The following is a 13000-nucleotide window of genomic DNA, read 5'->3' on the forward strand; positions in this document are numbered from 1 at the left end:
CCGCACCTGCGTCGGCCCCCGCCCGGGAAGCGATTCCGGGCGGGGGCCGACGCGTGCGTAGGGAAAGTACGTATCGAACATGCGTGCTTTGTCGCCATAAAGAAGGGTGCAGCAGGGGCAGACCTCACTATCGTCGTGACGTGCGAGCCGCCCAGGGAACCGGGGGGCGGCCGGGGGAAACACGGCGGGGGTGGTCCCAGTGACGGGATCCGGGCGACGGTACGCGCACAGCGAGGCCACTCGGCTGCTGTGCGCCGGGGCCCATCTGGATTCGGCCTTCCGGGCCAGGGTGATCGACGAACTCGTCGGGCACGAGGAGCGCCCCGCGGCGCCGTCCCTCGGTGTGGACGTCGTCGCCGTGCTCGCCCACGCGTTACGGGCGCGCCGCCGGGAGGCGTCGACGGGGGTCGTGCTGCTCGTGATCTGGGCCTCGTTCCTCGCCGTGGAGACGTCGGTGGCGGATCCCGGGGGCATCGCGATGCTGTCCGGCTCCGTCGCGGTGCTGTACTACGCGTCGGTCTGCGTGCTCCTCTGGCTCGCGCGGGCCGCCTCCGGCTGGGGCACGACGATGTACGCCGTGAGCCGGGACGAGACCGCACGCCTCCACCTGCCGCGGCGGGCCACCGCCTGGGGACTGACCTTCGTGGCACGGTTCCTGGAACTCGGCTACTGGACCTACGCGCTCGCCAGCCTTCCCGACGACCCCTTCGCGCTGCTCTTCCCGCTCCTGATGGCCTTCGTGGTCGGCGTGCACCGTGCCCGCGTGGCCGAGGTCATGGGCGTCGAACTCGCCCGTGACGCCTTCGCCCGCACCTCGGTCCCGCTGCCCAGGGGGAGCGAGCGCGAGACGCGCATCGCGCGTGCCGTCACCTGGGAGCAGCACGCCGGCGTCGCGCTCTACGACGCGTACCGGCCCTTCGTCGGGGCCGGAAAGCCGTACGAGCCCTGGTCGTTCGCCATGGAGATCACCCCCGCCCGCAAGCCGGGGGACAGTCTGGACGGACTTCTGCCGGATCAGCGCGTCGACGGCTCGGCGAACGGGCAGCGGACCGCGGTGCGGCTGACGAACCGGCAGATCCTCGACCTGGTCGTGCCGAAGCTGGAGGCGCTGCGTGATTCCGCCGCGCGGACCAGCCGGGACCGGCTCAAGGACCTGGAGGTGGAGGAGTTCGTCTATCTGCCGTCGGGGGTGGGCCGGTACGAGGGCGTGTACGAGCCGTCGTCCGCCCGGGCGCACCTCGAGGGAGCGGTGGACGAGGGCGGCGAGGCCCGCCGCCACTTCCTGCGCATCCGGATCGGCGCGTGGGACGAGCAGGTCGTGGTGTCGGTCCTGGTCCGCGTGCACACCCAGGGCGGCATGCTCGTCCTGGAGGTCGTGCCGCACGTCCTCGGGCCGGTCGACGAGGAGTACCGGCGGGTGGACGCCATCGCCGCCGCCCGGGACGGCGGAACGCGCCGTGAGGTGGTGCGGACCCTGCTGTCCGCCCCCGCGACGGGCGTGGTGGCCGGACTGTCCGGGCTGTCCACGCTCGTCCAGTGCCTGCGTATCTGGCTGTCCCGGCCCGAACAGGCCCCGCCGGACGCGCCGTTGGTGTCCGTGCGGGAGATGGGCAGCACCGATCGGCTGTCCCTCTTCCAGGAGATGGACGTCAGCCGCTACATCAAGACCGTCCAGGACCGCATCGCGAGCGGGGTCCGTGAGGCGCTGCGGCGCAGCGGCTGCGAGACGGGACGCTTCGAGCAGAACATCGTCAACGTCGCCGCGGGCGGCCAGTTCATCGGGCAGATGAGCGGCGGCAACGTGGTGGGCCGGATCAGCAAGAGCGCGGTCGCCATGGGCAGTGGCGGAGCGTCGTACACGGAGGGGGACCAGTGATGAGCGACGGTACGGACGGACGGGTCGGGCGGATCACCCGCAGCGCGGTGAACTTCGGTGACCACGGCAGGGCCGAGTACCACGAGGCGCCGCACGCGAGCGCCGCCGACGGGACCACGGCGGAGCTCCTGGAGGCGGTGCACACCCTGCGGGACCATCTGCGACTGCTCACCGCGACGGACGACACGGCCGGGCTCGACGGCGAACTCGCCGTGGTGCAGGGGGAGATCGAGCGGACGGGCCGGGCGGACCCGGCGCGGCTCGGACGGCTGCGCATGCGGCTGGAGACCGCCGCGGCGGCGGTCGCGGGGCTGGCCTCGACGGCCGCCGTCGTGCAGGTGATCGCACAGCTCGCGGGCTAGTGGCAGCGGTCCGGGAAGAACGGGGGTGACGAGATGACACAGCGGTGGGACGCGGACCGTCAGCGGTGGATCGACGACGACGGCACCGGCGTGCGCGACGGGAGCGGCGCCGCGGGCGGATCCGGTGCCGCGGGGGCGCCGCCGGACGCGCAGGCGCAGTGGTGGGCGTCCGCGCCGACCCAGGCGGGGACCCTGCGCCCGGACGGGTGTCCGCCCGCGGTTCCTCCCCCGCCGCCACAGCTCCCGCAGCAGCCGCCACAGTTGCCTCAGCAGGCGCCGTACCCGTTTCCGCAGCCGCCCGTGCCCGGTCCGGCTCCCGGCGGGGGCCGCCCGCGCTCCGGCGGGGCGGACTCGCGCCGGCTGCTCGTGGTGATCGTGGCGGTGGCCGTCCTCGCGGGCGGGGTGGGCGGCGGAGTGTGGGCGCTGACCAGGGACGACAAGGGAGGCCGTACGGACGCCGGCGCGTCGTCGCCTGCGGTGACCGTCACGGCCACGCAGCCGGCGCCCCCGCAGGAGACCGGGCAGGCCTCCGGCAGCGACGACACCTTCGCCGACTCGGCGCAGCCCACTGTCGCGGCACCCGCGCCCGGGTACAGCCGGGCGGTGGACCCGGTCGGCTACACGGTGGACGTGCCGGACGGGTGGGCGCGCAAGGAGGAGCGGGGCAAGCTGGCGCAGGTCGTCACGTACACGTCCCCCGGTGGTGACCGCAGGCTGATGCTGTTCGAGGTCAAGGAGAACTCCCTGGCCGAGTCGATGGACAAGGCCGAGACGATCTGGGGGAAACTGAACGGCTACCGGTTCCTGGGGCGGCAGTCGGGATCCGACTGGATCGAGGTCACCTACCGCTACGACAGCAAGGACAACGGACCCACGCACGTCGTCGACCACCGTTTCAGGGCCGCCGACGGCACGTTGTACGCGATCAACGCGAGCGGCCCCGAGGGCGGCGACATGACCGGTGACCTGACGACGGCCGTGAACTCCTTCTGCCCCACCGGCGTCGACTGCGCGAACGGTTCCTAGGGCTTGGCCGCGGAGGACAACCGCTTCTCGAACCAGTGGGCCGCGTACACGTTGTCGTCGTACCGCGGGATCTCGGTGTACCCGCACGCCCGGTACATGGCCTGTGCCTCGGTGAGCACCGCGTGTGTGTCGAGCCGGACGACAGCGCAGCCGAGTGCGGCGGCGTGCTCCTCGAGGCCGCGCAGGACGCGCCGCGCGAGGCCGAGGCGGCGGGCGTCGGGGTGCACCCACACGTGCCGGATCTCGCCCACCCTCGGTTCGAGGCGGCGCAGCGCCCCGCAGGCCACGGGCCGTCCCTCCTCGTAGGCGACGAGGAAGGCGCCCGCGTCCCCCGACACCTCGTGGGGCCGGACGAGGGCGGCGGGGTCGAAGCCCTCGGGGAAGCGGGCGTCGATGTCGGTGGCGTAGGCGGCGAGACAGTCGCGGGCGTCGCGGGAGGCGCCGTCGACGCGTACGACCGTGATCGCGGCGAGCCGCAGGAGTCGCTGGACGGCGCCGAGGGCGGCGGTCAGCTCGTCGCGCTGCCGTCCGCCGAGTCCTGCGAGCAGTCCTTCCGCCAGCTCGTCGGCCAGCCGGTTCTGCTCGTTCACCTCGGTCCGTCCGGCCGCGGTGAGTTCGGCGACCCGCAGTCGGTTGTCGTGCGGGTGGACCGTCACCCGGACGAGTCCCTGTGTCTCCAGGGCTCGCACCATGCGGCTCAAGTACCCGGCGTCCAGGCCGAGTCGGCTCCTCAGGTCGCGCAGCGAGGCGCCCTCGCCGCCGATCTCGAACAGCAGCCGGGCCTCGCCGAGCGGGCGGTCCTGGCCGAGGTAGTGGTCGTCGAGCGCACCGATGCGGCGGGTGAAGTAGCGGTTGAAGCGGCGCAGCGCACGCACGTGGTCGGCCGGCGGGGGCGCTGACGGGTTCGCTGACACGGGCTCCATATTCCTTTGACTTTAGTCAAAGGAAAGTTCGGCGTCCAGGTGTGGTGGTTCCGGAGTCCGGTACCCGTACCCGGGGTGCCGGGCTCGCTCAAGGCCGCGCTCCTGGCTTCCGGTCACTCTCGGTAGAAGATTTCCCCCGTTCTGGTCCTATTTGATGGGATTTTTCAGTGACCCGGGGCACTTTTGGTGACCGGTTGTGCATGCATCCGAGGTCGGGGGGCAGGTGCTCCCGGTCCCCAAGGGCGACATGCGTGTGACCCGGGGGCACGGAACAGGAACGGAAGGCAACACCGATCATGGCCGGACAGCAGGCAGAACAGACCATCCACGTGGGCGGCGAATGGCGCGACGCCGTCTCCCGCGCCACCCGCGAGATCCTCGATCCCGCCGATGCCAAGCCGTTCGCCGTGGTCGCGGAGGGTGACGAGCGGGATGCGGACGCGGCCGTCGAGGCGGCCCGCCGCGCCTTCGACGACGGCCCCTGGCCCCACACCTCCATCGCCGACCGGGCCGCCCTGCTCCGTCGCGTCGCCGACCTCCTGGTGCGCGACCGTGAGGAGCTCGGGCTGCTCGAGAGCCGTGACGCGGGCAAGACCGTCGAGGAGGGCCGCGTCGACATCGACTGCGTCGCCGACGCCTTCCGCTACTTCGCCGATCTCGTCGTGGGCGAGGGCGGCGGGCGGGTCGTGGACGCCGGGACCGACGAGGTCCACAGCGTCGTCGTGCACGAGCCGGTCGGCGTGTGCACGATGATCACCCCCTGGAACTACCCGCTGCTCCAGGCCAGTTGGAAGATCGCCCCCGCGCTCGCCGCCGGGAACACCTTCGTCGTCAAGCCGAGCGAGATCACCCCGCTGACGACCGTCGCCCTGATCCGGCTGCTCGCCGAGGCCGGACTCCCGGCCGGCGTCGCCAACATCGTCACCGGGCCCGGCCGGAGCGTCGGCGCGCGCCTCGCCGAGCACCCCGGCGTCGACCTCGTCTCCTTCACCGGCGGGCTCGTCAGCGGGACCAAGGTCGGCCAGGCCGCCGCGGCGGGCGTCAAGAAGGTCGCCCTGGAGCTGGGCGGCAAGAACCCGAACGTCGTCTTCGCCGACGCCTGCGCGACCGAGGAGAGCTTCGACACCGCGGTCGACCAGGCCCTCAACGCCGCCTTCATCCACAGCGGCCAGGTCTGCTCGGCCGGTTCGCGGCTCATCGTCGAGGAATCGGTCCGCGAGCGGTTCGTCGCCGAACTCGCCCGCCGGGCCGCCCGGATCAGGCTCGGCCGCGGCACCGAGGACGGCGTCGAGTGCGGCCCGCTCGTCTCCGAGCAGCAGCGCGAGAAGACGGAGGCGTACGTCGCCTCCGCGCTCGCCGAGGGGGCGGTGCTGCGCTCCGGCGGCAAGCGGCCCGAGCCGTCCGACGTGCGGCCCGCCACCGGCTACTTCTACGAGCCGACCGTCCTCGACCAGTGCCACCGCGACATGAAGGTCGTCCGCGAGGAAGTGTTCGGACCCGTCCTGACGGTGGAGACCTTCCGCACCGAGGACGAGGCCGTCGCCCTCGCCAACGACACCGAGTACGGGCTCGCCGGCGCCGTCTGGACCGCCGACGCGGGCCGCGCCCGGCGCGTCGCCGGACGGCTGCGGCACGGCACCGTCTGGATCAACGACTTCCACCCCTACCTCCCGCAGGCGGAGTGGGGCGGTTTCGGAAAGAGCGGTGTGGGGCGCGAACTCGGCCCGGCCGGTCTCGCCGAGTACCGCGAGACCAAGCACGTGTACCAGAACCTGGCGCCCAAGCCGGTCCGCTGGTTCGCGGGCTGACACCGGTCCCCGCCCGGCCCGGCCGCGGTCCGGCCCCGACGCAACCCCCACCACCCGCACCTTGGAGCACGACCACATGCACGAGAACACGTACGACTACGTCGTCATCGGCGGCGGCACGGCGGGCTCCGTGATCGCCTCCCGCCTCACCGAGAACCCCGACGTCACCGTCGCCGTCATCGAAGGCGGCCCCAGTGACGTGGACCGCGACGACGTCCTCACCCTGCGCCGCTGGATGGGCCTGCTCGGCGGGGAACTCGACTACGACTACCCGACGACCCCGCAGCCGCGCGGCAACTCGCACATCCGGCACAGCCGCGCCCGCGTGCTCGGCGGCTGCTCGTCCCACAACACGCTGATCGCGTTCAAGCCGCTGCCGTCCGACTGGGACGAGTGGGAGGCGTCGGGCGCCGAGGGCTGGGGCGCGGTGCCGATGGAGGCGTACTACGCGCGCCTGCTCAACAACATCGTCCCGGTCGACGAGAAGGACCGGAACGCCATCGCCCGCGACTTCGTCGACGCCGCGCAGACGGCGCTCGGCGTGCCGCGCGTCGAGGGCTTCAACAAGAAGCCGTTCACCGAGGGCGTCGGCTTCTTCGACCTCGCCTACCACCCCGAGAACAACAAGCGGTCCAGCGCGTCCGTGGCGTACCTGCACCCCGTCATGGACGAGCGGCCCAATCTGACGATCCTGCTGGAGACCTGGGCGTACCGGCTGGAGCTGGACGGGACCCGCGCGAGGGGCGTGCACGTGCGCACCAAGGACGGCGAGGAGATCCTCGTGAGCGCGCGGAACGAGGTCGTGCTGTGCGCGGGCGCCGTGGACTCGCCGCGGCTGCTGATGCACTCCGGAATCGGGCCGAAGGAGGACCTGGAGCGGCTCGGCATACCCGTCGCCCACGACCTGCCCGGGGTCGGCGAGAACCTGCTCGACCACCCCGAGTCCGTCATCGTGTGGGAGACCGACGGCCCGATCCCCGAGAACTCCGCGATGGACTCCGACGCGGGCCTGTTCGTCCGCCGGGACCCGGAGCACCAGGGACCCGACCTGATGTTCCACTTCTACCAGGTCCCCTTCACGGACAACCCGGAGCGACTGGGCTACGAACGCCCCGCCCACGGCGTCTCGATGACCCCGAACATCCCCAAGCCGCGCAGCCGCGGCCGGCTGTACCTCACCAGCGCCGACCCGTCCGTCAAGCCCGCCCTGGACTTCCGCTACTTCACGGACGAGGACGACTACGACGGGCGCACCCTCGTCGACGGCATCAAGATCGCCCGCGAGATCGCCAGGTCCGAGCCGCTGGCCGGCTGGCTCAAGCGGGAGGTGTGCCCCGGCCCCGGCATCACGGACGACGAGGAGCTCAGCGCCTACGCCCGCCAGGTCGCGCACACCGTCTACCACCCCGCGGGCACCTGCCGCATGGGTGACCCGGCCGACGAACTCGCCGTCGTGGACCCCGAGCTGCGTATCCGCGGCCTCGACGGGATCCGGATCGCCGACGCGTCCGTCTTCCCGACCATGCCCGCCGTGAACCCGATGATCGGGGTGCTCATGGTCGGGGAGAAGTGCGTCGATCTGATCGGTGGTGGTGCGTGATGAGTACGGCAACCCTCCAGGAGAACAAGGCCGTCGAGCCCGTCTTCTCCGTGCACAACCTGTGGAAGGTGTTCGGCCCGAAGGCCGAACGCGTCCCCGCGGACCCCGAACTCGCCGCGCTCGCCCCCGCCGAGCTGCGCTCGCGCACCGGCTGCACGGCCGCCGTCCGCGACGTCGGCTTCGACGTGCGCAAGGGCGAGGTCTTCGTCGTCATGGGGCTGTCCGGCTCCGGCAAGTCCACCCTGGTCCGGTGTCTGACGCGGCTCATCGAACCGACGTCCGGCCGCCTCGCCATCGACGGTGAGGACGTCCTCGCCATGGACCGGACCCGGCTGCGCGAACTCCGCCGCCACCGTGCCGCGATGGTCTTCCAGCACTTCGGCCTGCTGCCGCACCGCACGGTCCTCGACAACGTCGCCTACGGCCTGGAGATCCAGGGCGTCGGCAAGGAGGAGCGCCGCGCCAGGGCCGCGGAGATCGTCACCAAGGTCGGCCTGGAGGGCCTGGAGCAGCGCAGGCCGGGCCAGCTCTCCGGCGGTCAGCAGCAGCGCGTCGGCCTGGCCCGCGCCCTCGCGGTGGACCCGGAGGTCCTGCTGTTCGACGAGCCGTTCAGCGCGCTCGACCCGCTGATCCGGCGCGACATGCAGGAGGAGGTCGTCCGGCTGCACCGCGAGGAGGGCCGCACGATGGTCTTCATCACCCACGACCTGAACGAGGCCCTGCGCCTGGGCGACCGGATCGCCCTGATGCGCGACGGCAGGATCGTCCAGCTCGGCACTCCCGAGGAGATCGTCGGCTCGCCCGCCGACGACTACGTACGGGAGTTCGTCCGCGACGTCCCGCGCGAGCAGGTCGTGACCGTCCGTACCGCGATGCGGGCGGCGTCCGCGCACGAGGCGGGCAGCGGTCCGGCCCTGACACCCGACGCGACCGTGTCCCAGGCGATCGAGGCGGTGGCCCGGACCGGCGCCCCCGCCCGTGTCATGGACGGCGGCCGCTGTCTCGGCGTCGTCGACCACGAGCGTCTGCTCGGCGTCGTCGCCGGGACGCAGTCCGGTGCGGGTGACGCGGCACAGGCCGAGTCCGGTCGCGCCGACGCCGTCGAGTCACGTTCCGGCAGGGACAGCGCGGCCGGGAGCGGGTCCGACCTCGGCGCCGCCGCCGGAACGGAGCAGGACAAGGAGGTGGTCTGATGGCCACCGTCACCGCGCCGCTCGCCCCCTCCCGGATCGGCGGACTGCTCAGACACCGGGCCGTGGGCAAGCTCCTGCTGCTCGCCGTCGCCGCGGCCGTCGTCGTACCCGTCCTCGACTCCCGCTGGGCCAGCGGCAGCTGGCCGCACGCCCTCACCGTCGACCTCGGCGGGCCGCTCGGCCGGACCAGCGACTGGATCATCGACAACCGCGACAGCCACCCGCTGTTCCTGTACTTCTTCGGGTACGTCAGCAATGCCGTCGTCCTGGCCGTGCGCGCCGTCTACCTGGTGCTGCTCGCCGCCGGCTGGGCCGGCGTGACGGCCGTGGCGGCACTCGTCGCCTGGCGGACCGCCGGCGTACGGCTGGCGCTCGGCACGGCCGCGGCGTTCCTCGCCTGCGGCGTGCTCGGCATGTGGGTGCCCACCATGCAGACCCTCGCGCTCATGGTGGTCGCCGTCCTCGCATCCGTCGTCCTGGGCGCACTGCTCGGCCTGGCCGCGGGCCTGTCCGACCGCACGTACCGCGCGCTGCGGCCCGTCCTGGACACCATGCAGGTCCTGCCCGCCTTCGCCTACCTGCTCCCCGTCGTGCTGGTCTTCGGCATCGGCGTCCCCGCGGCCGTGCTCGCCACCGTCGTCTACGCCGCCCCGCCCATGGCCCGCCTCACCGCGCTCGGCCTGCGCGACGCGGACACCGGCGTGATGGAGGCCGTCGCCTCGCTGGGCGCCACCGCCCGTCAGCGGCTGACCACGGCCCGCCTCCCGCTGGCCCGCAAGGAACTCCTGCTCGGCCTCAACCAGACGATCATGATGGCGCTGTCCATGGCCGTCATCGCGTCCGTGATCGGTGCGGGCGGCCTCGGCGACCGCGTCTACCAGGCCCTCGCCTCGGTCGACGTGGGCGCCGCGCTCGCCGCCGGCATCCCCATCGTGCTGCTCGCCGTCGTCCTGGACCGGGTCACCGCCGCCGCGGGGGAGCGGCTCGGCGAGTCGGAACGTGCCCTCGCGCCGTGGGCGTACGCCGTGGCCGCCGCCGTGGCCGTCGCGGTCGTCGGACGCCTCGCCGGCCGTCTCGACTGGCCCGGATCGTGGGTGGTGGGCATCGCCGAGCCCGTGAACCGGGTCGTCGACTGGATGACGAACCACCTCTACTCCGGCGTCCCCGTCATCGGGGGCACCGCCGACTGGGCGGGCCACTTCACGACCTGGGTCCTCGACCCGCTCCGGGACGGCCTGCTGTGGCTGCCCTGGTGGTCGGTCCTGCTGATCGTCGCCGCTCTGGCCTGGCTGATCGGCACCTGGCGCACCGCGCTCACCGCCGTCCTCGCCATGGCCGCGATCGGTGTGTTGGGCGTGTGGAAGCCGTCCCTGGACACGCTGTCACAGGTTCTCGCGGCGGTCGCGGTGACCCTGGTGCTGGGCTTCGCCACCGGTATCGCGGCGGCGCGCAGCGAGCGCGTCGAGCGGCTGCTGCGGCCCGTGCTGGACGTCTTCCAGACCATGCCGCAGTTCGTCTACCTGATCCCGGTGGTGGCGCTGTTCGGCGTGGGCCGCGCGCCCGCCGTCGCCGCGGCCGTCGTCTACGCCCTGCCCGCCGTAGTCCGCATCACCACCCAGGGGCTGCGCGCGGTGGACCCCGCCGCGCTGGAGTCGGCCCGCTCGATGGGTGCGACCAGCGGGCAGCAGCTGCGCCAGGTCCAGCTGCCGCTGGCCCGGCCGGCCCTGCTGCTCGCCGTCAACCAGGGCGTCGTGCTCGTCCTCGCCGTGGTCATCATCGGTGGTCTCGTCGGCGGCGGAGCGCTCGGCTACGACGTCGTCTTCGGCCTGGCGCAGGGCGACCTGGCGACCGGTCTGGTCGCCGGCGCCGCGATCGTCTGCCTCGGCCTAATGCTCGACCGGGTGACCCAGCCCACCGAACGCCGCGCGAAGAAGGGAGCGTGACATGCGACTTCGTACCACCGCCGTGGTGGCGGGCGGATCGGCGCTCCTGCTGCTGACCGGCTGCGGCGCCGCCGACATGACGAAGCAGGCCTCGCCGTTCGCGAACGCCCGGGGCGCGAGGACGGTCACCCTGTCCGTGCAGTCCTGGGTGGGCGCGCAGGCCAACGTGGCCGTCGCCCAGTACCTGCTGGAGCACGAGATGGGCTACCGCGTCGACACCGTCCAGGTCGACGAGGTGCCCGCCTGGGACGCGCTCAGCCAAGGCCGCGTCGACGCGATCCTGGAGGACTGGGGCCACCCCGACCAGGAGAAGCGGTACGTCGACGACAAGAAGACGATCACGAAGGGCGGGCAGCTCGGGGTGACCGGGCACATCGGCTGGTACGTCCCGACGTACTTCGCCGAGCAGCACCCGGACGTGACCGACTGGAAGAACCTCGACAAGTACGCCGACCAGTTGCGTACGGCCGAGAGCGGCGGCAAGGGCCAGCTCCTGGACGGCTCCCCGTCCTACGTCACCAACGACAAGGCGCTGGTGAACAACCTGAAGCTGAACTACCAGGTGGTGTTCGCGGGTTCCGAGGCGGCGCAGATCACCCAGATCAAGCAGTTCGCCAAGGAGAAGAAGCCCTTCCTCACCTACTGGTACTCCCCGCAGTGGCTCTTCGAGAAGGTCCCGATGACGGAGGTGAAGCTCCCCGCCTACAAGGAGGGCTGCGACGCCGACGCCGCGAAGGTCGCCTGCGCCTACCCGCACACCCCGCTCCAGAAGTACCTCAACACGGACTTCGCGAAGAGCGGCGGCAAGGCGGCGGACTTCCTGAAGAAGTTCAAGTGGACGACCGAGGACCAGAACGAGGTCTCCCTGATGATCGCCAACGACAAGCTGACGCCCGAGGAGGCGGCGAAGAAGTGGGTGGGCAGCCACGAGTCGACGTGGCGGGCGTGGCTGCCCTGACCCTGCCTGCTTCCGCGGGCCACCGCCGGAGTCACTCCGGCGGTGGGGTTTCCGCTCACCGCCGGAGTCTCGCCGGCGGGGGACCCGCTCATCGCCGGAGTCCCGCCGGCGGCGGACCCGCTCACCGCCGGAGTCCCGTCGGCGGTGGGGGTCCTGCCTACCGCCGGAGTTCCGCGGCGATCTCCCCCAGGGCCTGAGCGGTCCGGCGCTGCAGCCCCGGCCCGAACGTGACGCGGGTGGCGCCCCGTTCGCCGAGCTCCGTGAGCTGCTCGTCGAGCGGGGCGTCGCCGGTCCTGGCGAACACGTTGACCGGCCCCTCGATCCCGGCGCGCAGCCGGGGGAGTACGTCAACGGGAGCGCCGATGGGGTACACGCAGTCGGCGCCCGCGGCGACGTACAGCGCGGCCCGCTCGATCGCCCGCTCCGGGTCCGGCTCACCGCACACGAACGTGTCGACCCGGGCGTTGACGAAGAGCCGGTCCCCGGCGGCGGCCCGTACCTCGGCCAGCCAGTCGGCGTGCCGGGCGGGGTCCTTGAGGACACCTCTCGTCGAGTCCTCCAGATTGCAGCCGACCGCACCCGTCCCCAGGAGCCGCTCCACCAGTTCCTGGGGCGGGAGCCCGTAGCCGTCCTCGACGTCCGCGGACACGGGCACGTCGACCGCGCGGACGATCCGCGCGACCGCCGCGAACATCTCCTCGGCGGGCGTCGACCCGTCCTCGTAGCCGAGGGAGGCGGCGACCCCGGCGCTGGGCGTGGCGAGCGCCGGGAACCCGGCGTCCACGAACACCCGCGCGCTGGCCGCGTCCCAGGGCCCCGGCAGCACCAGCGGGTCACCCGGCGGGCGGCCCCGGTGCAGTGCCCGGAACGTCTCGGCCCTGTCCGTGCCCCGACTCACCACGCTGTGGCGCCCGGTGCGATGCGCCGGGTCACCATCAGCCGGTTCCAGCTGTTGATGACGGTGATCAGCCCGACGAGATGCGCGAGCCCCGCCTCGTCGAAGTGCTCGGCGGCGCGCTCGTAGACCTCGTCCGGGACGAAACCGTCCGTCAGGACCGTGACCGCGTCGGTCAGGGCGAACGCTGCCCGTTCGCGTTCGCTGAACGCCTCCTCGGCCTCCTCCCAGGCGTTGAGGAGCTGGACGCGGTCGTCGTCGACGCCGTGCTTGCGGGCGAGCTTCACATGCATGTCGAGACAGAACGCGCAGTGGTTGAGCTGCGAGGCGCGGATCATGACCATCTCCGCGAGCGCCGGGTCCCCGAGACCCTTCTTCGCGGCGGCGCTGAACGCCTGCATCGCGGTCCGCACCTC

At 72.4% G+C, this 13000-nt stretch carries 11 protein-coding genes; 8 read left to right on the forward strand and 3 right to left on the reverse strand.

The annotated features are described in order from the left end of the window. Nucleotides 1-199 precede the first annotated feature (199 nt). Genes ABEB03_RS31770 through ABEB03_RS31780 form a run of 3 tightly spaced genes read left to right on the forward strand, consistent with a single transcriptional unit; the run spans nucleotide 200 to nucleotide 3264 of the window. Nucleotides 200-1876 (forward strand): hypothetical protein, encoded by a 1677-nt coding sequence (locus tag ABEB03_RS31770; protein WP_345656285.1) that lies wholly within the window; start codon nucleotides 200-202, stop codon nucleotides 1874-1876. Continuing rightward, the gene (locus tag ABEB03_RS31775) at nucleotides 1876-2238 is read left to right on the forward strand and encodes a hypothetical protein (protein ID WP_345656286.1); all 363 of its coding nucleotides are present in this window, start codon (nucleotides 1876-1878) and stop codon (nucleotides 2236-2238) included. Before ABEB03_RS31770 ends, ABEB03_RS31775 begins: the two co-directional genes overlap by 1 nt. Nucleotides 2239-2271: 33 nt before the next feature. Then, nucleotides 2272-3264: a hypothetical protein gene (locus ABEB03_RS31780; protein WP_345656287.1), complete on the forward strand. Its 993-nt coding sequence runs from the start codon at nucleotides 2272-2274 to the stop codon at nucleotides 3262-3264. Here ABEB03_RS31780 and ABEB03_RS31785 read toward each other — a convergent pair. Further along, the gene (locus ABEB03_RS31785; RefSeq protein ID WP_345656288.1) at nucleotides 3261-4187 is read right to left on the reverse strand and encodes a bifunctional helix-turn-helix transcriptional regulator/GNAT family N-acetyltransferase; all 927 of its coding nucleotides are present in this window, start codon (nucleotides 4185-4187) and stop codon (nucleotides 3261-3263) included. The genes ABEB03_RS31780 and ABEB03_RS31785 overlap by 4 nt on opposite strands. Nucleotides 4188-4483: 296 nt before the next feature. Between ABEB03_RS31785 and ABEB03_RS31790 the strand changes: the two genes are divergently transcribed. The 5 genes from ABEB03_RS31790 (at nucleotide 4484) to ABEB03_RS31810 (ending at nucleotide 11689) form a co-directional block, all read left to right on the forward strand. After that, nucleotides 4484-5995, forward strand: coding sequence for an aldehyde dehydrogenase family protein (locus tag ABEB03_RS31790; protein ID WP_345656289.1), 1512 nt, complete (start codon nucleotides 4484-4486; stop codon nucleotides 5993-5995). 76 nt (nucleotides 5996-6071) lie between these two features. Further along, nucleotides 6072-7595 (forward strand): GMC family oxidoreductase, encoded by a 1524-nt coding sequence (locus ABEB03_RS31795; protein WP_345656290.1) that lies wholly within the window; start codon nucleotides 6072-6074, stop codon nucleotides 7593-7595. Next, complete coding sequence (locus ABEB03_RS31800) at nucleotides 7595-8788, forward strand: quaternary amine ABC transporter ATP-binding protein (RefSeq protein ID WP_345656291.1); 1194 nt, start codon at nucleotides 7595-7597, stop codon at nucleotides 8786-8788. The genes ABEB03_RS31795 and ABEB03_RS31800 overlap by 1 nt, the downstream gene beginning before the upstream one ends. Further along, nucleotides 8788-10731 (forward strand): ABC transporter permease, encoded by a 1944-nt coding sequence (locus ABEB03_RS31805; protein ID WP_345656292.1) that lies wholly within the window; start codon nucleotides 8788-8790, stop codon nucleotides 10729-10731. The genes ABEB03_RS31800 and ABEB03_RS31805 overlap by 1 nt, the downstream gene beginning before the upstream one ends. Before the next feature lies 1 nt (nucleotide 10732). After that, on the forward strand, nucleotides 10733-11689 hold the full coding sequence (locus ABEB03_RS31810) for an ABC transporter substrate-binding protein (RefSeq protein WP_345656293.1): 957 nt from the start codon (nucleotides 10733-10735) through the stop codon (nucleotides 11687-11689). 157 nt (nucleotides 11690-11846) lie between these two features. Here the strand turns inward: ABEB03_RS31810 and ABEB03_RS31815 are convergent, their stop codons facing one another. Both ABEB03_RS31815 and ABEB03_RS31820 read right to left on the reverse strand, forming a co-directional pair. Next, entirely contained in the window at nucleotides 11847-12590 is a 744-nt protein-coding gene (locus ABEB03_RS31815) for an isocitrate lyase/PEP mutase family protein (RefSeq protein ID WP_425589328.1), read from the reverse strand. After that, complete coding sequence (locus tag ABEB03_RS31820; protein ID WP_345656457.1) at nucleotides 12584-12985, reverse strand: carboxymuconolactone decarboxylase family protein; 402 nt, start codon at nucleotides 12983-12985, stop codon at nucleotides 12584-12586. Before ABEB03_RS31820 ends, ABEB03_RS31815 begins: the two co-directional genes overlap by 7 nt. Between the last annotated feature and the right edge of the window lie 15 nt (nucleotides 12986-13000).

This window comes from Streptomyces siamensis, assembly GCF_039543605.1.
GTDB classification, from domain to species: Bacteria; Actinomycetota; Actinomycetes; order Streptomycetales; family Streptomycetaceae; genus Streptomyces; species Streptomyces siamensis.

Bases quoted from the DNA above. Each gene is read 5' to 3' on its own strand.
- ABEB03_RS31800 (WP_345656291.1), top strand. From the start codon at position 7,595: ATGAGTACGGCAACCCTCCAGGAGAACAAGGCCGTCGAGCCCGTCTTC.
- ABEB03_RS31795 (WP_345656290.1), top strand. From the start codon at position 6,072: ATGCACGAGAACACGTACGACTACGTCGTCATCGGCGGCGGCACGGCG.
- ABEB03_RS31810 (WP_345656293.1), top strand. From the start codon at position 10,733: ATGCGACTTCGTACCACCGCCGTGGTGGCGGGCGGATCGGCGCTCCTG.
- ABEB03_RS31790 (WP_345656289.1), top strand. From the start codon at position 4,484: ATGGCCGGACAGCAGGCAGAACAGACCATCCACGTGGGCGGCGAATGG.
- ABEB03_RS31785 (WP_345656288.1), bottom strand. From the start codon at position 4,187: ATGGAGCCCGTGTCAGCGAACCCGTCAGCGCCCCCGCCGGCCGACCAC.
- ABEB03_RS31805 (WP_345656292.1), top strand. From the start codon at position 8,788: ATGGCCACCGTCACCGCGCCGCTCGCCCCCTCCCGGATCGGCGGACTG.
- ABEB03_RS31780 (WP_345656287.1), top strand. From the start codon at position 2,272: ATGACACAGCGGTGGGACGCGGACCGTCAGCGGTGGATCGACGACGAC.
- ABEB03_RS31775 (WP_345656286.1), top strand. From the start codon at position 1,876: ATGAGCGACGGTACGGACGGACGGGTCGGGCGGATCACCCGCAGCGCG.
- ABEB03_RS31820 (WP_345656457.1), bottom strand. From the start codon at position 12,985: ATGCAGGCGTTCAGCGCCGCCGCGAAGAAGGGTCTCGGGGACCCGGCG.